19 protein-coding genes and 2 pseudogenes are annotated in these 19,766 nt (G+C 65.3%); 11 read left to right on the top strand and 10 right to left on the bottom strand.

Going from position 1 to position 19,766, the window contains the following annotated elements; all coding sequences use genetic code 11:
• Positions 1-140: 140 nt before the first annotated feature.
• From ACAM55_RS15480 to ACAM55_RS15460, 5 genes are all read left to right on the top strand, one after another.
• A complete protein-coding gene (locus ACAM55_RS15480) occupies positions 141-1,073 on the top strand; it encodes a LysR substrate-binding domain-containing protein (RefSeq protein WP_369652413.1) in 933 nt (310 codons plus the stop codon).
• A gap of 116 nt (positions 1,074-1,189) precedes the next feature.
• Complete coding sequence (locus tag ACAM55_RS15475) at positions 1,190-2,203, top strand: helix-turn-helix transcriptional regulator (RefSeq protein WP_369652412.1); 1,014 nt, start codon at positions 1,190-1,192, stop codon at positions 2,201-2,203.
• Between the two features lie 204 nt (positions 2,204-2,407).
• Positions 2,408-3,130: a Crp/Fnr family transcriptional regulator gene (locus ACAM55_RS15470; RefSeq protein WP_369652411.1), complete on the top strand. Its 723-nt coding sequence runs from the start codon at positions 2,408-2,410 to the stop codon at positions 3,128-3,130.
• 91 nt (positions 3,131-3,221) lie between these two features.
• Positions 3,222-3,938 (top strand): Crp/Fnr family transcriptional regulator, encoded by a 717-nt coding sequence (locus ACAM55_RS15465; RefSeq protein ID WP_369652410.1) that lies wholly within the window; start codon positions 3,222-3,224, stop codon positions 3,936-3,938.
• A gap of 510 nt (positions 3,939-4,448) precedes the next feature.
• The gene (locus ACAM55_RS15460) at positions 4,449-4,631 is read left to right on the top strand and encodes a response regulator transcription factor (protein WP_369652409.1); all 183 of its coding nucleotides are present in this window, start codon (positions 4,449-4,451) and stop codon (positions 4,629-4,631) included.
• Between the two features lie 5 nt (positions 4,632-4,636).
• On the opposite strand, the gene ACAM55_RS15455 is transcribed toward ACAM55_RS15460, so the two are convergent.
• The 5 genes from ACAM55_RS15455 to arsC all read right to left on the bottom strand — a co-directional run bounded on the left by ACAM55_RS15455 (position 4,637) and on the right by arsC (position 8,341).
• A complete protein-coding gene (locus ACAM55_RS15455) occupies positions 4,637-4,897 on the bottom strand; it encodes a hypothetical protein (protein ID WP_369652408.1) in 261 nt (86 codons plus the stop codon).
• A gap of 266 nt (positions 4,898-5,163) precedes the next feature.
• Positions 5,164-5,469, bottom strand: coding sequence for a hypothetical protein (locus ACAM55_RS15450; RefSeq protein ID WP_369652407.1), 306 nt, complete (start codon positions 5,467-5,469; stop codon positions 5,164-5,166).
• Between the two features lie 334 nt (positions 5,470-5,803).
• Positions 5,804-7,141, bottom strand: a complete 1,338-nt coding sequence (locus tag ACAM55_RS15445; protein WP_369652406.1) for an NUDIX domain-containing protein — start codon at positions 7,139-7,141, stop codon at positions 5,804-5,806.
• Positions 7,142-7,191: 50 nt separating this feature from the next.
• Complete coding sequence (gene arsH / locus ACAM55_RS15440; protein ID WP_369652405.1) at positions 7,192-7,929, bottom strand: arsenical resistance protein ArsH; 738 nt, start codon at positions 7,927-7,929, stop codon at positions 7,192-7,194.
• Positions 7,895-8,341, bottom strand: a complete 447-nt coding sequence (gene arsC / locus ACAM55_RS15435) for an arsenate reductase (glutaredoxin) (protein WP_369652404.1) — start codon at positions 8,339-8,341, stop codon at positions 7,895-7,897. The genes arsH and arsC overlap by 35 nt, the downstream gene beginning before the upstream one ends.
• A gap of 29 nt (positions 8,342-8,370) precedes the next feature.
• Here arsC and ACAM55_RS15430 point away from each other — a divergent pair, with 29 nt between their 5' ends.
• From ACAM55_RS15430 to ACAM55_RS15410, 5 genes are all read left to right on the top strand, one after another.
• The gene (locus ACAM55_RS15430) at positions 8,371-8,694 is read left to right on the top strand and encodes an ArsR/SmtB family transcription factor (protein ID WP_369652403.1); all 324 of its coding nucleotides are present in this window, start codon (positions 8,371-8,373) and stop codon (positions 8,692-8,694) included.
• A 37-nt stretch (positions 8,695-8,731) separates the two neighbouring features.
• Positions 8,732-9,226: an arsenate reductase ArsC gene (locus ACAM55_RS15425; protein ID WP_369652402.1), complete on the top strand. Its 495-nt coding sequence runs from the start codon at positions 8,732-8,734 to the stop codon at positions 9,224-9,226.
• A 7-nt stretch (positions 9,227-9,233) separates the two neighbouring features.
• Positions 9,234-10,316, top strand: a complete 1,083-nt coding sequence (gene arsB, locus ACAM55_RS15420) for an ACR3 family arsenite efflux transporter (RefSeq protein WP_369652401.1) — start codon at positions 9,234-9,236, stop codon at positions 10,314-10,316.
• Between the two features lie 120 nt (positions 10,317-10,436).
• Positions 10,437-11,225, top strand: a complete 789-nt coding sequence (locus ACAM55_RS15415) for an exodeoxyribonuclease III (RefSeq protein ID WP_369652400.1) — start codon at positions 10,437-10,439, stop codon at positions 11,223-11,225.
• Positions 11,226-11,344: 119 nt separating this feature from the next.
• The gene (locus tag ACAM55_RS15410) at positions 11,345-12,091 is read left to right on the top strand and encodes an EAL domain-containing protein (protein WP_369652399.1); all 747 of its coding nucleotides are present in this window, start codon (positions 11,345-11,347) and stop codon (positions 12,089-12,091) included.
• A gap of 580 nt (positions 12,092-12,671) precedes the next feature.
• Here the strand turns inward: ACAM55_RS15410 and ACAM55_RS15405 are convergent.
• Positions 12,672-12,914: a helix-turn-helix domain-containing protein gene (locus tag ACAM55_RS15405; RefSeq protein ID WP_369652398.1), complete on the bottom strand. Its 243-nt coding sequence runs from the start codon at positions 12,912-12,914 to the stop codon at positions 12,672-12,674.
• Between the two features lie 267 nt (positions 12,915-13,181).
• Here ACAM55_RS15405 and ACAM55_RS15400 point away from each other — a divergent pair, with 267 nt between their 5' ends.
• Entirely contained in the window at positions 13,182-13,703 is a 522-nt protein-coding gene (locus ACAM55_RS15400; RefSeq protein WP_369652397.1) for a helix-turn-helix domain-containing protein, read from the top strand.
• Positions 13,704-13,741: 38 nt separating this feature from the next.
• Here ACAM55_RS15400 and ACAM55_RS15395 read toward each other — a convergent pair.
• The 4 genes and pseudogenes from ACAM55_RS15395 to ACAM55_RS15380 form a co-directional block, all read right to left on the bottom strand.
• Positions 13,742-13,843 (bottom strand): annotated as a pseudogene (locus ACAM55_RS15395) (HipA N-terminal domain-containing protein); the annotation flags it as partial.
• A 56-nt stretch (positions 13,844-13,899) separates the two neighbouring features.
• Positions 13,900-14,449, bottom strand: a pseudogene (locus tag ACAM55_RS15390) (SOS response-associated peptidase family protein); the annotation flags it as partial.
• A 130-nt stretch (positions 14,450-14,579) separates the two neighbouring features.
• The gene (locus tag ACAM55_RS15385; protein WP_369652396.1) at positions 14,580-16,472 is read right to left on the bottom strand and encodes a GspE/PulE family protein; all 1,893 of its coding nucleotides are present in this window, start codon (positions 16,470-16,472) and stop codon (positions 14,580-14,582) included.
• 136 nt (positions 16,473-16,608) lie between these two features.
• Positions 16,609-19,656 (bottom strand): PAS domain-containing protein, encoded by a 3,048-nt coding sequence (locus tag ACAM55_RS15380; RefSeq protein WP_369652395.1) that lies wholly within the window; start codon positions 19,654-19,656, stop codon positions 16,609-16,611.
• Between the last annotated feature and the right edge of the window lie 110 nt (positions 19,657-19,766).

The raw sequence follows: 19,766 nt of genomic DNA, 5'->3' as shown, positions 1-19,766 counted from the left end.
GTGAGTTTGTCTCCGACGATTTGTAGTTCGATGAAAGCAGAGCGCATTCTTCAGTAGACAATCATTGCTATCCAATGAAATAGCGGACTCTCTTCATAGCCTGGAGGTTATGTAGCCAAGAACGGACCGCAAGAACCACGATGAGCCAGATCGACCGCGTCCTGCGTTCCAACCTCAAGCTGCGCCACCTGCAAATGCTGGTGGCGCTCGACCAGTTCCGCCACCTGGGGCGCGCGGCCGAGTTCCTGTCGGTGACGCAGCCTGCGGTTTCCAAGTCGCTGGCAGAAATCGAGCGGATGTTCGGCCTCGCGTTGTTCGAGCGCTCCACGCGCGGCACCGAGCCCACACCGTATGGCGACAGCGTGGTGCGCTTCGCGCGCTCGGTGCTCGCCGACTACGACCGCACGCGCGACGAGATTGCCGCGGTGGCCAGCGGTGCCGCGGGCCGCACCAGCGTGGGCGCGATGGTGGTGGCCATGCCGGTGCTGATGGCTCGCGCGGTCGAGATGCTCAAGACGCACTCTTCGCAAACCACCGTGCTGGTGGAGGAGGGCGATCTCACGCGCCTCTTGCCCAAGCTGCGCCTGGGTGAACTCGACTTGTTCGTGGGACGCCTGGAGCCCGGCTACGCCGCGCCGGACCTGGAAACCGAGGCGTTGCTCGCTGAGCCCATGACGGCGGTGGTGCGGCCCGGGCACGCGCTCGTCGCCAAGCGCCGGCTGGGCTGGGCCGACCTTGCCAAGGAGCGCTGCGTGATGCCGCCCCCCTGGGCGTCGCTTCGCGTCAAGCTCGACCAGATGTTTTTTCGAGACGGCGTGCATCCGCCGGCCGACATCATCGAATCGGCGTCCTTCCTCGCGCAGATCAGCTTTCTGCAGCAGCGCGATGCCGTGGCCTTCATGGCGCGCTCCGTCGCGCGGCATTTCCAGCAGCAGGGGCTGCTGAAGGTGCTGTCCCTCAAGGTGCCGATCGACCTGCCGCCGGTCGGCCTCATCACCATGCGCGGCCGCAGGCGCACGCCCAGCACGCAGCAACTGATCGAATGCTTGCGACGCGCTGCCAGGATGAAGTGATGCGGCAAGCGAAGCGGGCTGCCGGCGATGCCCGGCCGGCACCGTTGCGTTTGCCCGCTTTTACTGGGAGAATCGCGACAATTAACAATAGTTAACACTTTGGTGGTATTTTCTCGATGAACCGCGGCATCTCTTTGCCGGGTGTGCATTCCACGCTGCAGAACGGCATTGCCTACAGCCGTTTCAGCGTGGCCGCGGAACCGCCGCAGCGGCGGCTGACGGCGTGGAGGGAGCGCGTGGGGCACGTGATTGACGTGCTGCCTTCGTGGTGCGACCTCGAGAAGCCGTTCAACGCGTCGATCGACCGCTATGAACTGGAAGGCCTGACCTTCACCGATTGCCGCTCGGACGCCATGTCGCTGGACCGTTCGCTGGCCCGCATCTCGCGCGACAGCGTGCGCAATTTTGCTGTGCATGTGTTCGTCGAGGGAGAGGTCCGGGACGTCTCGGTTCGGTCGCTCTCGCGTGCCGCCGCGCCTTTTGCCGCCAAGGTGCTCGCGCTCGACTTGGGGCAGCCGGTGCGCATGCGGCGCACCGATTGCCGGGTGCTCACCCTGTTCGTGCCGGCCGCCATGGTGGAAGAAGTGTTTCCCGATCCGGAAGCCATCCACGGGCTTGCCATCCAGCAGGCCACGACGCCGATCGCCAGGCTGGCGGTCGAACACATTGCCGCGCTTGCCAGCCGCGTTGGGCGCATGAGCGCCGCCGCTGTGCAGGCCGATGCGCGTGCGGGCGCGCAGCTTCTCGTCGCGGCCTTGGGCAAACAGGCGCGCCTGGGCGACAGTGGGCGTGCAGGCGCCCGTGCCGCCATGTTCGGCCAGGCCCGGCGCTACATCCAGGCCAACCTGCATCGCGCGGACCTTTCGCCCGACGACGTGATCGCGGCGTTGCGGCTTTCGCGCCCGACCGTGTACCGGCTGTTCCAGCATGAAGGCGGCCTGGGTTCCTACATTCGGCACCTGAGGCTGCGCCATGCAGCCGACGAACTGGCAGGGCACCCGAACGCGATGGTGGCGGACGTTGCCTATGGCGCCGGCTTCAGGAGCGCATCGGACTTCTCGCGGGCCTTTCGACGCGCCTTTGACGTGGCGCCGCAGGATTTCCGGGCCCTGTCGAGAAAGGCCGCCTAGGTTGCGTGCCGCGGGGTCATTCGATGGCCTCCTCGGGTTCAGCTGAAAAAATCGTGGAAAATCGTGAAAAAGTTCCTGTTCTCGCCGATTTTTGTCGGGGATTGAGACGCACGGTCAAGCCCGTGGGCCAATAACGCGCAATCTTGTGCCTGCGCGAGTGGCCCGGAGGGGCCGCCGCCAAGCCTGAAGACAAACGTCGCCGCCATGTACCTGCATCCTCTTTTCGCCAACGTGCCGCCGGCCGAACGCGCGGCGTTGGTCAAGTGCAGCGAACTTCGCTCCTATCGGCGCAGCGAGACGGTGATGGCGGCACAGGAGTGGACGGACCGGATCTACTGCGTGACGAGCGGCTTGTTGCGCGTGGTCGAACATGGCAGCGACCCCAGCGGGGACGTGACGACCGACTTCATTCGCCGAAACGACTTTTTCCTGGGCCCCACTCTCCGCGAAGACCGCTACATGGCCAGGCAGACACTGGTCGCCGCGCTGCCGTCGTCGGCATACCTGGTCCCGATTCCGGCGGCTCGCAGGCTCTGCGAAGCCTATCCGGAGGTTGCAATGGGAATGTTCGAATTCGCGGCAACGCGCATCCGCTCGCTTCGCAGCCAGCTTCGCAAGATCTCCGCGCTGTCGTCCGAGGATCTGGTGAGCCGGGTGCTCCACCAGCTGACCCAGCTCGCGCCGGCAAGTACCGGCGGCTTCGACAAGCGCATCACCCAGGCGGTGATCGCGTCTTACACGGGGCTCTCGCGCGAAGTGGTCAACAAGATCATGCGCGACATGGAGAGCCGCGGCCTCGTCTGGCGCGACGAACACGCTGTTCATGTGCCGGCCGATTTCGCGTCGACGGACATCGGCGGCTTGCAGGCGAGCGGGCCGCAAGCCGACGAGTTCCAGGGAGGAGCGAGGACGCAGGCGAATTCGTAGCCACCCGCCGGGTGGGCTCCAGAGTTGGATCCGCGCTGCATCCCCAATTCATGGGTATGCGTCAGGCGGTGCCGTCCCTCATCATGTGGATATGTATTTGAATAGCTTGGTCTCGGTGTTGCCGCCCGCAGACCGTGCGGCATTGGTCAAGGCCAGCGAACTGCGTTCCTACCGCCGCAATGAAACCGTTCTTGCCGTCGACGAATGGACGGATCGCTTCTACTGCGTGGCAAGCGGGCTTCTGCGCGTGGTGGAACACGGACGCGGCCACGGCGGCGACGTCACCACCGAATTCATCCGGCGGGACGATTTTTTTCTCGGTTCCTCTTTCACCGAAGACCGCCACCAGGCCACCCAGACACTGATTGCCGCGCTGCCTTCGTCGGTGTACCTCATCCCCATCGCCGCGATGCGCAAGCTGTGCGAGCGCCATCCGCAGCTGTCCCTGGCGCTGCTCGATATCGCCATGAAGCGGGTTGGCGTGATGCGGGGGCAGCTGCGCAGGGTTTCCGCGCTGTCGTCCGAAGATCTCGTGGGCCGCGTGCTTCATCAGCTCACCCAGCTGGCGCCCGCAAAAACGGGTGGGTACGACAAGCGCATCACCCAGTCGGTCATCGCGTCCTATTCGGGCCTCTCGCGCGAGGTGGTCAACAAGACCATGCGCGACATGGAGAACCGCGGGCTGGTGCGCCGCGACGACCACGGCGTGCATGTGCGCGCGGATTTCGTGGCAACCGACTTCGATCTGCCGCTGGCCGAACCGGGTTCGGGCGGGCCGGGAGCGGCTTCGCTGCTGCCGTGTTCCTGAGACGGCGAGAACCTTTGTTCTCGTTCCTCTCCGGCGTCAGTTCACACTTGTGACCTGCGCCACATCTGCGGCCCGAAAGCAAATGCCACCGACCGTTGCCGCGTAGCATCGCATCTGTTTCATCCATGTTCTCCGAGGCTTGCAGCGTCTTCAGTTGCCTGTCTTGCGGGACGCCAGAGACAGCGAGCTTTTGAAATGTCCAGCGCAAACACTGAAACACGAGCGACGTGGCACCCATCCTGGCAGCAGGGGGGCCGGTTCACGATCGGCAGGTTTCCAGCCGCGATTGAAGATCGGCGCGTGAATTCCGCTGCGGCCGCGAGGGCTGTGCGCGATCTCTTCGCGAAGGCGAATGCAACGGACCTCGCTTTGCTGATGCGCTCCATCGAACTGGGCGACTCTTCCGCAGCATCGCAAACTGCGCGGCGTATCCTCCGTTCCCTCTGCGCGCCCGCCGAGCCGCAGGCCCCCGCGGAACCAAGGGGGCTGTTGTCGCCCCGTGAACTGAAAGTGCTTCGGCTCATCTCGCAGGGCCGGAGCAACCGGCAGATCGCCGAAGAAGCCCATCGCTCGATCAACACCATCGAGGCGCAGCTCAAGAGCATCTACCGCAAGCTGAACGTCAGGTCGCGCACCCAGGCGGTCTGCGTGGCCACGCAGTGGGGCCTCATGAGCTGGGACGAATCCTCCTGAGATGCTCAGGCCGCGGCTTTCGCGCGCTCGATGATTTCATGCACCGTGTGCGAAAGGTTCGAGAGATAGAGGGCATCCGCTGAAAACGAACGCCTCATGGCACTGATGAGCTGGCCGAAATCCTCGTCCGCGGGGCCGTTGCCGGCATCGATGCTCCCGCGGGTCAGCAATCCGTCGATCCGGTTCTGCACCCGCATGTAGTCGGCGCGCAGCAGCACGCTGCGCGCAAGCAGAACATCCAGCGTCAAAAGGTCCGATGTGGTCATGGGATGTTCCTTTCGTGTTCTGCGAACGACTGGATTCCTACACTTCAGTCCAACGCGGTATCGAGCATCATCGCCACCGGAAAAAAAGCGACGGCCGTGCCGGCCGCCGCCCAAACTCGCACCTATGGGAACAAGCTCGTGGAGCCAATGGTGTTCACTCGATCAGAGTCGCGTGCGGCCCTGGCACGACGCGTAGGAACCTTTCTCGTGTGTACCGGCTGGACAGACTACAAGCGAAGGAAAAGCGCTCTCGCGCGGTGTTCTCCTCAGAGCTGGCCCCGGCCGTCCCCCGTGCGGTCGTGTACCCAGCGCATGGCTTGCTGCTGCGCGTGCCGCAGCGCCTCTGCTTCGGTGGCGTAGGCGATCTCGTCCGTGTCGTTGGGCAACATCGTTTCCTGTTCGTCCGATCCCTGGCCAAGGCAAATGACCACGGGGCGGTACACGCCCGTGTTCATGCGGGGGGCGCTGTAGGCAAAGCGCCACCCGCGGTAGACAAAGAGGTGGCGTTGCTTTTCGTCCCCGGCTGTCGAAGCGGGGACGGGCCCCGTTGGGGACTGGTCCTGCGTGCTCATGGTGCGTACTCCTCCGGTCCGGGTGAATCGGAACTGCGGGTGTTGCGAATGGCCTTCCCGCGGGTTTCGCCTTGTGAGGAGGATGCTCGCCGGCCGCGTCAGCGCCAGAAACCGGGCCACCTTGGCCCGCCAGGCGACGCGGTCTTTGCGCTCACCGCCCGGTGGCGTGGCAGGTACCGGGAGTTTCGGCTGGCTCAAGGTGAGCGACACGGGCTGCGGGCATTGCACCGAGTTTCTTCCTCATGTGTTCGGCATGTTCAACCAGGCGGGGCGGCGACGTCACGCCGCCCAACGGTGGGCTTGGCATTGGCCTGGCCCCGGCGTCGGCGGTCCGTCAGCCGATGCGCCGGAAGATGAAGCCGCTTGCCGGCGCGATCCACTCGACTTCGTCGCCCACGTGCGCGGCCGGCATTTCGGCGGCACCGGTGAAGAGGGTGTGTTCCTCGGCCAGCAGAAACTGTCGCGCGGCTGCGCCATCGTCCGCCGGCCCCGGCTGCAGGACGCGCAACGTGGCGCCACCCAGTTCGAGGGTGTCGCCAGCTTCCGGCCACAGCACCGTGGCGTCCGGCCATGATGACGATTGGAGTTCTTCAAGCGCTGCGGCCGATTCCTGCGTACGCGCCGCGGTCGAGAGCAGCCAGCGCACAGGTCCCGGAGCCGCCTGGCCCTGCCCCGAAGCGCGCGGAGTGGGGTCGATCAATGCCCATGGTCCGCCGTCGCCGCCGACGAAGTAGCTGTGCGGCGAGCCGGCCTCGCCGGCCACGCGGCGGACGCGTGCCGACAGCTGCGTGACCAGGCCGGCCTCGAGCGCATAGCGTGCGTCGCCCCGGCCATCGGGGTCGAGGCGGCCGATCTCCTCATAGGCGGCTTCTTCGATGTTCACGGCGCGGCGCCCTGCGGGCCCATCGGCCACGCGCGGCATGTTGAGCGCAATCCCGGTGAGGGCGCGCACATGGGCCATGCAGTGGTCGGCGCTGTCGAAGCGTGCCAGTTGTTCGAGCGTGCGCCGCGTCACGTTCATCAGCTTGAGGCCGCGGCGAGGGTCCACCGCTTCGGCCGGCTTCAGCCACATGTGTTCGACGATCTCGCGGCCATCGGGCTTCACGCTTTGCGCGGGCGGCATCTGCGCGATGAAGAAGCGGGTGTCGAACCGGCGCGGCATGCCGGGCGGCGTCAGCCAGTGGCTGAAGTAGGCCAGCCGGTCCATCGCGAGATGCCAGCCTTCCGCGTCGCACATGGCAAGCAGCGCATCGGTGCCTTGCTCGGCCGCATGGCGCATGGCCTCGAGCCGGCCGGCAGGCAGCTGGTCAAGCTCGACCAGGCGGTCTTCACTGTCGCTCGCGAGCAGGATGCCGGCTTCCTCGAAGCATTCGCGCACCGCGGCGGCGTAGTAGTCGAGGCCGCCCTCGGGCATGCCGAGGCGCGTGCTGGCCGCCCGGTCGTCCAGGCCCTTGCTCCTCAGGTGCAGGCTGCGGTCATGCGTGTCGACCACGCCGCCCGGAAATACGCTGGCGCCGCTGTTCTGGTCGTTGGCTTTTTCGGCGCGGCGCAGCAGCAGCACTTCCAGGCCGCGGGCGCTGTCGCGCAGGAGGATCAGACTGGCTGCAGTGCGGATGGGGCGCGGCACGGACGATGGCGGGGCCGGCGTGGCCGTCGGAGGCTTGGCGTTCATGGGCGCCGATTGTCGGGCCAACGGTCGCCTTGCGCCGCCAGGCGAAAGCCTCAGATGGCGCGCTGGTTCACCCGTTTCGAAAGCTGCTCGGCGCTTTCCTTGCGCTCGCTGTAGCGGTCGACGAGATAGCCGGCCGCATCGCGCGTGAGCAACGTGAACTTCATGAGTTCTTCCATCACGTCGACCACCCGCTCGTAGTAGGAAGACGGCTTCATCCGGCCGGCTTCGTCGAATTCGAGAAACGCCTTGGCGACGGACGACTGGTTGGGAATGGTCAGCATGCGCATCCAGCGCCCGAGCACGCGCAGCTGGTTCACCGCATTGAACGACTGCGACCCACCCGACACCTGCATCACCGCCAGCGTCTTGCCTTGCGTCGGCCGCACGGCGCCCACGCTCAGCGGAATCCAGTCGATCTGCGCCTTCATGATGCCGGTCATGGCGCCGTGGCGCTCGGGCGAGCACCACACCATGCCCTCGGCCCATTGGGCGAGCGTGCGCAGCTCCTGCACCTTGGGATGATCGTCCGGTGCGCTGTCCGGCAAGGGCAGGCCGGCGGGATCGAAGATCCGCGTTTCTCCGCCCATGGCCTCGAGCAGCCGCGCGGCCTCTTCGGTCAGCAGGCGGCTGTAGGAGCGCTCGCGCAGCGAGCCGTACAGCAGCAGGAAGCGCGGCGCGTGGCGCGAAGGCGCCGCACTGGCAAGGCGCTCGGGCGAGGGCCGGTCGAACAGCTCAGCGTCGATGTTGGGGAGATCAAGCAGGGCGATCGACACGGCGGCCCTCCGCATCGATGACGACTTCGCCGTCTTCCTTGGTGAACGCGCCTTTTTGCGGCGCCGGCAGGATGTCGAGCACCTCTTCGGAGGGGCGGCACAGCCGCGTGCCAATGGGCGTCGCCACGATGGGGCGGTTGATGAGGATCGGGTGCGCGAGCATGAAGTCGATCAGCTGCTCGTCCGTCCATTTCGGATCGTCCAGGCCGAGTTCCTCATACGGCGTGCCCTTCTTGCGCAGCAGAGCGCGCGGCGCCATGTTCATCGCGGCGAGCAGTTCGCGCAGCGTCTCCTTGCTGGGCGGCGTCTTCAGGTATTCGATGACCTGCGGCTCTTCGCCGCTGTTGCGGATCATCGCCAGCGTGTTGCGCGAGGTGCCGCACGCCGGGTTGTGAAAGATGGTGATGGAGGAGGTCGGTGATTGCATTCTTACAATTATGCAACTATTATTGAAATATGGAAGAACAAGACATCGTCAAGTCGCTCGCAGCGCTGGCCCAGCCTATGCGCCTTCAGGTGTTTCGCGCCCTGGTGGTTGCGGGACCGGCGGGGCTCACGCCCGGCGCGCTGGTCGATGCGCTCGGCGTACAGGCCACCAGCCTGTCGTTTCACCTGAAAGAGCTGACTCATTCGGGGCTGGTGACGCAGGAGCGCAGCGGCCGCAATCTGATCTACCGCGCGGCGTTCGGGCAGATGAACGCGCTCATCGGCTACCTGACCGAAAACTGCTGCCAGGGCGAGGCGTGCCTGCCGCAGGCGGCACAGGCTTGTGCATGCTGAAGGTCCACAACATCACCAAGAACCAGAAAGCCGCGCAATGACGGTCAATGTGTTGATCCTGTGCACGCACAACTCGGCGCGCAGCGTGCTGGCCGAAGGCATGCTCAACCACCTGGCGCAGAAGGCGGGCAGGGACGTGCGGGCCTACAGCGCCGGCAGCGCGCCGAGCGGGCGGCTGAACCCTTTCGCGTGCGAGGCGCTCGTCAATGCGGGAGCGGACGTGTCGGCGTACCGCAGCAAGAGCTGGGACGAGTTCGTCGGCGACGAGAAACCGGTGATGCGCATCGTCATCACGGTCTGCGACAGTGCGGCGCAGGAGACCTGCCCCTATTGGCCCGGCAGTCCGGTGAAGGTGCACTGGGGCTATCCCGATCCTTCGAACGCACCGGGCGACGACGAAGGCAAGCGGGTGGCTTTCGAGCTGACGCGCCAGGCCCTTGCGTACCGGCTCGTGCAATTGCTTGCGCTGCCGCTCGAGTCGATGCCGGACACCGAACTACAGGCGGCGCTGACCGCCATTTCCGAAAGCTGACCTTTTCATGAGCTCCAATACCGCCGTCGCCGTGGCGTCGTCCGCACCCCCACCCGCCATCGGATTCTTCGAGCGCTACCTCACGATCTGGGTCGCGCTGTGCATCGTGGCCGGCATTGCGCTGGGCCAATGGCTGCCGGGCATGTTCCGCGGCATCGCATCGCTGGAAGTGGCCAAGGTCAACGTGCCGGTGGGCGTGCTCATCTGGGTGATGATCATCCCCATGCTGCTGAAGATCGACTTCGCAGCGCTCGGCCAGGTCAAGGCGCATTGGCGCGGCATCGGCGTCACGCTTTTCATCAACTGGGCGGTGAAGCCTTTCTCGATGGCGCTGCTCGGCTGGATCTTCATTCGCCACGTGTTCGCGCCGCTGCTGCCGCCGGCGCAGCTCGACAGCTACATCGCGGGCCTCATCTTGCTGGCCGCGGCGCCTTGCACGGCGATGGTGTTCGTGTGGAGCCAGCTGTGCAAGGGCGATCCGTACTTCACGCTGTCGCAGGTCGCGCTCAACGACGCGATCATGGTGGTGGCCTTCGCGCCCGTGGTCGCGCTGCTGCTCGGACTCTCGTCGATCACGGTGCCGTGGGACACGCTGCTGACTTCAGTGGGCTTGTACATCGTGGTGCCGGTGATCATTGCGCAGCTGTTGCGCAAGCAGTTGCTCAGGAAGGGCGCGGCTCACTTCCAGGCCGTTGCGGCGCGGCTGGGGCCGTGGTCGATCTCGGCGCTGCTGCTCACGCTGGTGCTGCTGTTCGCCTTCCAGGGCGAGGCCATCCTGCGGCAGCCGCTGGTGATTGCGCTGCTCGCGGTTCCCATCCTGATCCAGGTGTTCCTGAACTCCGGACTGGCCTATGTGCTCAATCGCAAGCTGGGGGTGGCGCATTGCGTGGCGGGCCCGTCGGCACTCATCGGCGCCAGCAACTTCTTCGAGCTCGCGGTGGCCACGGCCATCAGCCTGTTCGGCTTCCAGTCGGGCGCCGCGCTGGCCACGGTGGTGGGGGTGCTGATCGAGGTGCCGGTGATGCTGCTGGTGGTCGCGGTGGTCAACAGGTCGCAGGGCTGGTACGAAAAGGGCGCGAAGACGGCCTGACGACGGGAGCAGGCGATCGGCAGGGGGCGCCGGGGCTCCCCGCAGGGCGTATTCTCCGACATGGCCGGCGCGGCTTCAGGGCCATGATCCGGATTCCGGTTCTTCTTCGGTGCAGGGTTCATGAAGATCGCGACCTTCAACGTCAACGGCGTGAACAGCCGGCTGCCGCGCCTCCTGGAGTGGCTGGCCGAGTCCCGCCCCGACGTCGCCTGCCTGCAAGAACTCAAGGCGCCCGATATGGGCTTTCCCGCGGCCGCGATCCGCGAGGCGGGCTACGGCGTGGTGTTCCATGGGCAGCGCTCGTGGAACGGCGTGGCCATCCTGGCGCGCGGGCGCGAACCGATCGAGACCGGCCGCGGCCTCGACGGGAACTCCGAAGACAGCCAGAGCCGGTACATCGAAGCCGTGGTCAACGGCGTGATCGTCGGCTGCCTCTACCTGCCCAACGGCAACCCGCAGCCCGGCCCCAAGTTCGACTACAAGCTCGAATGGTTCGAGCGGCTGAACGCCCATGCAGCGCGCCTCTTCGACTGCGGCATGCCGGCGGTGCTGGCCGGCGACTTCAACGTGGTGCCCACGGACGCCGATATTTACAACCCGGCCTCATGGCAGGGCGATGCGCTGCTACAGCCCGAAAGCCGCGCCGCCTTCGCGCGACTGCTCGAGCAGGGGTGGACCGACGCCATCCGTACCCGGCATCCGGGCGAGGCGATCTACACCTATTGGGATTACTGGCGAAACCGATGGCCGCGCAACGCGGGGCTGCGCATCGACCATCTGCTGCTGAACGACGAACTCGCGCCCCTGCTGGTCGATGCGAACGTGGATCGCGAGGTGCGCGGCCGGCCCGGGGCAAGCGATCACGCGCCAGCGTGGGTCGAACTGGCGCTGCCCGCGCGCTGGGCTTGAGCACGGAAATCGGCAACTGCGGCGGAAAAACGACGGTTAACCGGAGTGGTGACAGACAGGTTACATTTAAAGACTGTGCACTATTCAATTACTTGGCCCATTCCTGAGGATCCATTCCAGTGATTACCGGAGCAACGGCCGATGCCAGCTTTTACCGGGGTTTCGACGCCGGGTTTGTCATGGCTTTCCAGCCCATCGTGGATTTCGAGCGGCGGGAAGTCTTTGCGCACGAAGCGCTGGTGCGGGGCGCTTCGGGGGAGGGCGCCCTGGAAGTCTTCTCGCGCGTGAACCCGCAGCAGCGGTTCGCGTTTCATGAAGCTTGCCGCGTGAAAGCCATTGAAACCGCATCCGAGCTGGGCATGCAATCGAAGCTCAGCCTCAACATCATGCCCAACGACGTGGCCGGGCAGACAGAGTGCTTTCATACGGCCATAGCGGCTGCCGAGCGCTGCAACTTTCCGGTCCACCGCCTGATGTTCGAGATTACCGAAGGCGAACGCGTGGCCGACCTGCCGGCATTGGCGGCCGCCTTTCGCACCTACAAGGGCTACGGCTTCACCTCGGCCATCGATGACTTCGGCGCCGCCTATGCGGGCTTCGAACTGCTTGCGGGGTTCCAGCCCGACGTGGTGAAGATCGACATGGGCCTGGTGCGCAACATTCACAACGACCCGGTCCGGCTCAGCATCGTGCGGGGTTTTGTCGGCACCTGCCTGGAACTCGGCATCCGTGCCGTGGCGGAAGGCGTCGAGTCTTCCGACGAAGTGCACGCGCTCCAGTCGCTGGGTGTGGAACTGTTCCAGGGATTCCTGTTCGCCCGCCCCGCCATCGCCACGCTGCCGCCGGTGGCGTGGGACGCCGCCTGAGCGGGGGAATGCCCGAATGCCACTTCGTCCTCGGCACTGAGCTTGCCCTCGGCGCGGACGCAAGTGCCGTCATCACGGCACCGGTCTGCGCCGGCGATCTTCGGGCTCGCCCAAACCCGAGTCGCTTTGCCACTCCTTGGGAAACCTCGGCCAAGTGCATGTGGCTTGGCTCAGCATTTGGCAGGTCGTCTCCAGGAAGCCCAGGTTTATTTCACGAAGTCGCGGGCGAGGCCCCACCATCGAGTCCTGGATCGAACTCGACAGTAAGGTCGATGCGATAGTCCAGAAAATCTCTGCCACATATGACTGCCTTGGATAGACGATAGACGTCCATCCCTGTCCAACAAAGCCCGGCCCGGCGTCACTGCCGCGCTGGGCTTTGTGCTTCGCCCCACCTGTCTCCATTCGCCCCTGAGCGCTCATCTGCATTCTTCAGCTTATGGACCACGACTTCACATCCACCACTTTCGACGACGAACCACTCTATCTGGGCGAGGCATCCGCAACATCATCGAACTTCGTCTGCTGCGTGATGGAGAAAAGGTGGCGGCAAAGGCGCGCGGATTCCGGACAGCTGAAGCTAGGCGCCGGCTTTGACGAGTACTGACATTGCCACCTCGGGCTGCTGTTTGCAACCGCGACACCAGTCCAAATAAAACAAGACGTCCATATACCGCTCGCCGCGCTCAACTTTAGACACATACGATTGGTCCACCTTGAGGCGTACTCCCAGTTCTGCCTGCGTCAGTCCGGCCGATCGCCGCAGTGCACGCAGATGCTTTCTTAGCACCTCGTATCGGCGATGGTGAATGGAGTGCGGCATCGCCCAATGGTCTGAGTCCACGCCATAAAGGCCATTCCGGCCTATTTTTGATATCATGTGTCGTAGCGAAAGATGCCGTTGTGGCCTTTCCCATAAGTCCCGTTGACACGAAATACAATGGTTCGTCGACAGATTGCCTCACCGCTACCGACCGCCCGGCCCTTGCGCCTGCCGGTCTCGGTCACGCGTGTCCGGCCGCGGCGGCCAGCACCTGTTTCGCGCAGCGCGTCCGCGGCGCTCGTCGGTGCGCAGGTGAGGGCGCTTCGGATGGCTGCTGGCGCATCCGCCAGGGGGTTGGCACAGGTGTCGGGGATTTCCGCCTCGATGCTCTCGCGCATCGAGCGTGGCCTGGTCTCGCCTTCGGTGGAGACGCTGGACCGCATCGCGCAGGGCCTGCATGTGCCGATGTCGCGCTTCTTCGGCGACCAGGCCCGCCGCACGGACTTCTGCCATGTACGTGCCGGGCAGGGCGTGGTCGTCGATCGCGTCGGTGCGGTGGCGGACTACCGCTACGAGCTGCTGGGCCATTCGCTGTCGGGCAACCTGTTCGTCGAGCCCTATCTGGTCACGCTGCTGCCGGACGCTGCGCCTTATGTGACGTTCCAGCATCCGGGGCTCAAGTTCGTCTACTTCCTGTCGGGGGAGGCCACGTACCGCTATGGCGCGAAGTCGGTTGCAGTGAGGGCAGGGGACTCGCTGCAGTTCGATGCCACCGTGCTGCATGGGATCGAGGCGATCCAGACCCAACCCGTGTCTTATCTGTCCGTGGTGTTCACGTTGCGCGAGTGAGGACGAAAGCGGCGCAGTGAACACAGTGGAGCGTTCGAATCATCGAGGAGCTGAAGGGCGCCCACGCAGTCGCGCCCGATGGCGTGTAGAAGGTCGAAGGCGTCTACCGAGCCCGTCTTGAAGCGCGCCGCCACGCGCTTGCCGTCAGAGGTAGAGGCTTGTTGGCCGTCAAGCTCGCCTATGGATCTACGACTATCTATCGCGACCGCATAGCGAAACCACAGGGTTTGAACCCTCGAGCGCGAGCTGCGGAGCAACGACAGCTAGGCCTTTTTTCAGCTCTGCGACGTTCGGCGCAGATATCGCCGTCGACCACCTCCACCGGCGCTAGCTTCAGCAGCTGCTTCGCCTCTTCGATGGTGCCGGCCAGCCAGAGGTCGAACTCGTGCACCTCGAGCGGGATCACCGAGCGCTTGTCCTGCTCGTTCAGCGGTAACTTCGGATCGGGCTTGTGCATGCGGCTCATCAGCGGATGCGCGTCGGCGTTGATCGTCAGCATCGTGTAGTTGTCCCAGACCTCCCCGGTTTCCTTGTCGGTCCAGGTGTCCCGGAGCCCCGCCAGACCCCAAGGCGCACCATCGGCGCTGGAATCGCCACCAGACGTTCTTGCCTGTCTCCCCATTCGGCTCATCGAAGCTGGCGGCCGGGATGATGCAGCGCTTGCCCCGGGCCCAGGCATCCTTGAAGGTGGGCGATTTCTCCATGCCCTCGGTGCGCGTGTTGACCGTGCTCAGGCGGGTACCGCGTGCGGTCGGCACCAGCGCGCGCGGAGTGAATCTTCTGACGTGAGCCTACCCTTACCCGCCTGGACGAATTTCACCCTAGCGGGTTTTCTTGGCGCGTTCCAGGCGGCGCCTCGCGCCATCCGGCGCTGACTCATACGTTGCTGGTTGCGCGGACCTCTTCGATGGTGGTCTTGCCCGCAAGAACCTTGTCGATTCCGTCCTGGCGCAGGGTGCGCATGCCCTCCTGCATGGCGGCATCCTGCAGTTCCTCGGCGCGGGCGCCGTTCTGGACCAGGCGGCGCAGCGACCTGGAGATCACCATCAGTTCATGAATGCCGACGCGCCCGTTGAAACCGGTGCTGTCGCAGTGCGGGCATCCGGTGCTCGTGAAGGCTTGCAGCTGCCCGTCGCGGCCATACTGGCCGAGCCAGTGCTTGTGTACCGCTTCGCGCTCGGCCTGCATGGCATCGTGCGCGGCGAATGAATGCATGTAGTCGGCCAGCAGTTCCTCGACCTCTTCGGGGCGCATGGGGCGGCTCTGGATGCAATGGGTGCAGAGCCGGCGCACCAGCCGCTGCGCCAGCACCGCCAGCAGCGAATCCGCGAAATTGAACGGGTCCATGCCCATGTCCAGCAGCCGCGTCACGGTTTCGGGCGCGCTGTTGGTGTGCAGCGTCGACAGCACGAGGTGGCCGGTGAGCGAGGCCTCGATGGCCGTCTTGGCGGTTTCCTCGTCGCGGATTTCGCCGACCATGATCACGTCGGGATCGGCGCGCACGAAAGCCCGCAGCGCCTTGGCAAAGGTCCAGTCGATGCGTGGATTGACCTGGACCTGGCGCAGGCCGGGCTGGGTGATTTCGATCGGGTCCTCGGCCGTCCAGATCTTTCGCTCGGGCGTGTTGATGTGCATCAGCGCCGAGTGCAGGGTGGTGGTCTTGCCCGAGCCCGTGGGGCCCACGCAAAGCACCATGCCGTAGGGGCGCTCGACCGCCTTCGTGAACTGCGCGAGGTTGCGCTGCGAGAGCCCGAGCTTGTCCAGCGCAATGGGCTGGGCCGAGGCCAGGATCCGCATCACGACGTCTTCGAGGCCGTTGGCCGTGGGAATGGTGGCCACGCGCAGCTCGATGCGGTGCTGCGGCGAATACTTGGCAAAATTGATCTTGCCGTCCTGCGGCTTGCGCCTTTCGCTGATGTCCAGGTCGCACATGATCTTGATGCGCGCCACGACCACGTTGCGGTAGGTGGCCGGCAGCTCGAGATGCGTGTGCAGCCGCCCGTCCCGGCGAAACCGGATACGGGTCTTCTCCTGCCCCGGATAGCTTTCGATATGGATGTCCGACGCGCCTTCGCGGTGTGCGTCGATGATCATGCTGTTGATCATCCGCACCAGCGAGTTGTCCGACTGCTCGATGGGCGCCTCTTCGACCGCGGGAGCGCGCTCTTCCTTCTCGAGGGTTACCAGCAGTTCACTGCTGGTGCCTGCCGGGTCGAATTCGAGCGGCCGCGAGGGATCGTGGACGATGGTGGGGTCGGTGCTCTCGCTGCCGAGCTTTCCGTAGGCCTTGTAGAGCACCGTGTCCAGCACCAGGCATTCCCCGATCACCGGCACCACCTTCATCTGCGTGATGAACTCCACTTCGTCGATTGCCGCATGCCGGCTGGCCGGATCGTCGAGCGCAAGAATGAGGCGCCCGTCGTGGATCAAGAGCGGCATGACCTGCAGGCGCCGCGCCACGCCGTGGCTGATGGTTCGCAAGGCGTCCACTGCCACCGGAAACACGTGCAGGTTCACGAGCGGGTAGCCCATCTTGCGCACGAGCGCCGCCTGCAGCTGGGCGCGGGTGACCACGCCCATGCGCACCAGCGTTTCGCCGAGCGGCACGCTGCGGTCGAGCTTCTGCTGCTCCAGGCCCGCGCGCAACTGCTCTTCGGTGAGCACGCCGAGCGCCATCAGCGCCTGGCCGATGCGCAGGATCGGCATGCGGCTTTGAACCTCCAGCGCATGCAGCAATTGCTCGGGCGCGACGACTTCGGTGGGGGACATGAATGGATCTCCTGTGGGGTGATTCTGCTGGGGCCGGCGGGGCTTGTCAGCAAGGGAGCGGCGCCGGCGCGGCGCGGGCGCAACTCGACACTACGAAAGTTCTCAAAATGAAGATGACCCGGTCGAGGCGGGCGTATCAATCCGAAAACCCGAAGGTGTTGCGGCCTGCCGACTTGGCGCGGTAAAGCGCCGCGTCGGCGCGCGCCAGCAGGTCGGCGTCGGTGATGGCGGCTGCGGTGGGCTGGTGGAACGCGATGCCGATGCTGGTGGTGACCCTGAGGCTCTGGCCGTCGAGCCCGAAGGCCGAGGTGCCGATCTGTTGGACGATTTTCCGTGCCACGGCCACGGCGGCTTCGCGCGTGTGCACGTTCTCCAGCACCACCACGAACTCGTCGCCGGCCAGGCGCGCGACCGTGTCGGTGCTTCGCACGCTGGCCAGCAGGCGTTTCGCATATTCCACCAGCACACCGTCGCCGGTCGCATGGCCGAAGGTGTCGTTGATGGTCTTGAAATGGTCGACGTCCAGAAACAGCACCGCCAGTGCGTTGCCCGAGCGCTGGGCGCGGGCCAGCGCGCTGGGCAGGTACTCGTTGAAGGCGAGCCGGTTCGACAGGCCCGTGAGCGGGTCGAGCCGGGCCAGGTCGATCAGCTGGCGCTCCACGTCCTTCAAGGCGCTGATGTCCAGGCTGAGCGAGAAGATTCCGCGCGTGACGCCGTCGGGGCCGATGTCGGGCACGTAGCTGACGCGGGTCGTGCGATCGAAGTCCTTCGTCCGTGTCTTGGCCTCGAACTCGACGCGCTCGCCGGCGAGCGCACGCGCGATCATGGGCTTGCGCGAAAGATACAGTTCTTCGCCCGCCACCTCGCTCACGTGGCAGCCCAGCAGCCGGGCGGGGTCCACGCCCATCCACTCCCGGTAGGTGGCGTTGGCGAAGGTGATCTTTTCGTCGCGGTCGATATAGGTGATGAGCGCCGGCAGGTTGTCGGTGATGGTGCGCAGCCGCATCTCGCTTTCGGCCTGGCGCAGTTCCGCCTGCTTCAGCGCGGTGATGTTGAAGGTCATGAGATAGAAGCCGAGGAACCTGCCCTCCGCGTCCATGTCGGGAATCAGGTTGACCTGGAAGTAGCCGTTCTTTCCGTGCAGCGGCGCCTGGACCGGGAAGCGCACCGACTTGCCCTCGCGCACCAGCGGAAGGTAGGGCCTCTGCTGCCGGTACACCGCCTTGCCCACCGCCGAGCGCAGGGTCACGCCGTCGAGCGGGCCATCGCCCAGGCCCGCCATGCGCCGTGCGCGGCTGTTGGCGAACAGGCAGTTCTCGTTGCTGTCGAAGTAGCCCACCAGCGCCGGAATGCTGTCGGTCACGTCGCGCAGCCGCTTTTCCTGCGCGGTCAGGGCCTTGCGTATGTTCACTTCGTCGGTGATGTCGAAGGTCATGGCGAAAACGCCCTGCACCACGCCGTTCGCGTCCTGGTCGGGAATGTAGTGGGCCTTGAAGGTCCGCTCGCCGATGCCCAGCGCCGCGTCCCCGGCTTTCTCGATGACCACCGTTTCGCCGGCCAGCGCGCGCTCGTAGGCGGGCGCCACGATCGCGAAATCGGCCGGGCCCCGGACCTCGGGCATCGACCGGCCGACCATCGCGCGCTCTCTGTGCAGCGCCATGACCTGTGCATTGACGAAGGTGTACCGGAGCGAGGCATCGACGTGCGAGACCAGCGCAGGAATGTTGTCCGCGATGATGCGCACCTGCGCTTCGCTGTGCGCGAGGCTGAATTCGATGCGCTTGCGCTCCGTCACGTCGGAGGTCATGGCGTAGTAGCCGCGAACCTGTCCGGCCTTGTTGCGGTCGGGAATGAGTTCGGTCTGGAAGTAGCGGTCTTCCTCGCCGCGGCTCGCATCGCCCCGCCGTTCGAAACTGACGGCCTCGCCGGCCATCACCCGCTCGACGGCGGCCTTCATGGCCGCATCGTCTTCGCCGAAGCTGCGTGCCTCCCGCCCGATCAGCTGGGCCGCCCCGCGGTCGAGCCTCTTGCACAGCGGCGCGTTCACGAAAGTGTAGCGGCCTTGCGCATCGACGTGCGACACCATCGCGGGCAGGTTGTCGGTAATGTCGCGCAGGAACTTCTCGCTCGACTTGCGCTGCCACATCAGCGTGTCGAAGGTGCGCGCAATATCGCCGATCTCGTCATGCGGATAGGTGCGCGGCACGGCCGTTTCGAGGGCCGGGTTGTCCACGTCGAGCATGTGCCGGTGCAGGTGCGTGAGCGGCCTGAGCTGCCGCCGCACGATGCCCAGCGCCGCGGCGCCTGCGACCATTGCGAGCACCACCGCCCCGATCCATGCGGAACGCTCGATGGCGTCGACCCGGGCGAAGGCTTCCTTGCTGGGATACATGGACCCGATGACCCAGTTGGTCTCGCGCAGCCGCTTGAAGGCATACAGGCCGTGCACGCCTGCATGGTTGACGCCCTCGGTCGCGCCTTCGTAGGCTTCCATCGGGCGTTCGATCTCGGGGTTGCCGACCCCCTTCAGGCCCGTCTGGTTGATGATGCGATCCGTGCGCGGGTGGTCGATCACGGCACCTTCGGTGCTGGTGATGAACAGGTAGCCGGTCTGGCCGAATTTCACGTCGGCAAGCTCGCCCAGGATGTTCCGTTCCTTCAGGTTGATGGCACCCGAGATCACATACTTCACATGGCCCGCTGGATCGAGTACCGGCTCGGTCAGGGCGATCTGTGCCAGGCCGGTGAGCCGGTTCAGATACGGTTCCGAGATGACGCTGGCCTTGGAGGCGATGGTCTGCTGGAAGTAGGGCCGGTCCCTGATGTTCACCCTGCCGGGCTGCTGCGCACCGCTGAGGCTCGCGATCAGGTCGCCGTCGGCCGTAAAGAATGCGACATTGCTGAAGGCCTTCCGAAGCGATGGGTGCCTTTCGACAAAGCCCTGCAGCGCCGCCGCATCCGGAAAGTCGTTCGTCGCCACGCTGTTGGCAAAGGTTTCGAGCAGGGTGCGCCGGCTGATGAACTTTTGGTCTACCGTGTTCGCAATGGCCGACAGCCGCGCGAACGCTTCGTTTTCGATCGAGGCCTTCATGCTCGTCTTGACCAGCTGCAATGCCACGGTGGCAATGGCGAAGGTGGCCGCCAGCACCACCGCGGCCACGCCGAGGCTGAGACGTGTGTTCAAGCTGATGTGGAAATTCCTGAGACCTGATGAGTTCATGGGCGTGGAAAAAGCATCGCGACGTGGTCCGCTTTGCGCAGCTAGTGTGTCAGAAGCAGTGAGGGCCGTACTTC

This window comes from Variovorax sp. V213 (assembly GCF_041154455.1).
GTDB lineage: Bacteria > Pseudomonadota > Gammaproteobacteria > Burkholderiales > Burkholderiaceae_C > Variovorax.
This window is presented reverse-complemented; position numbering and strand designations above follow the sequence as displayed.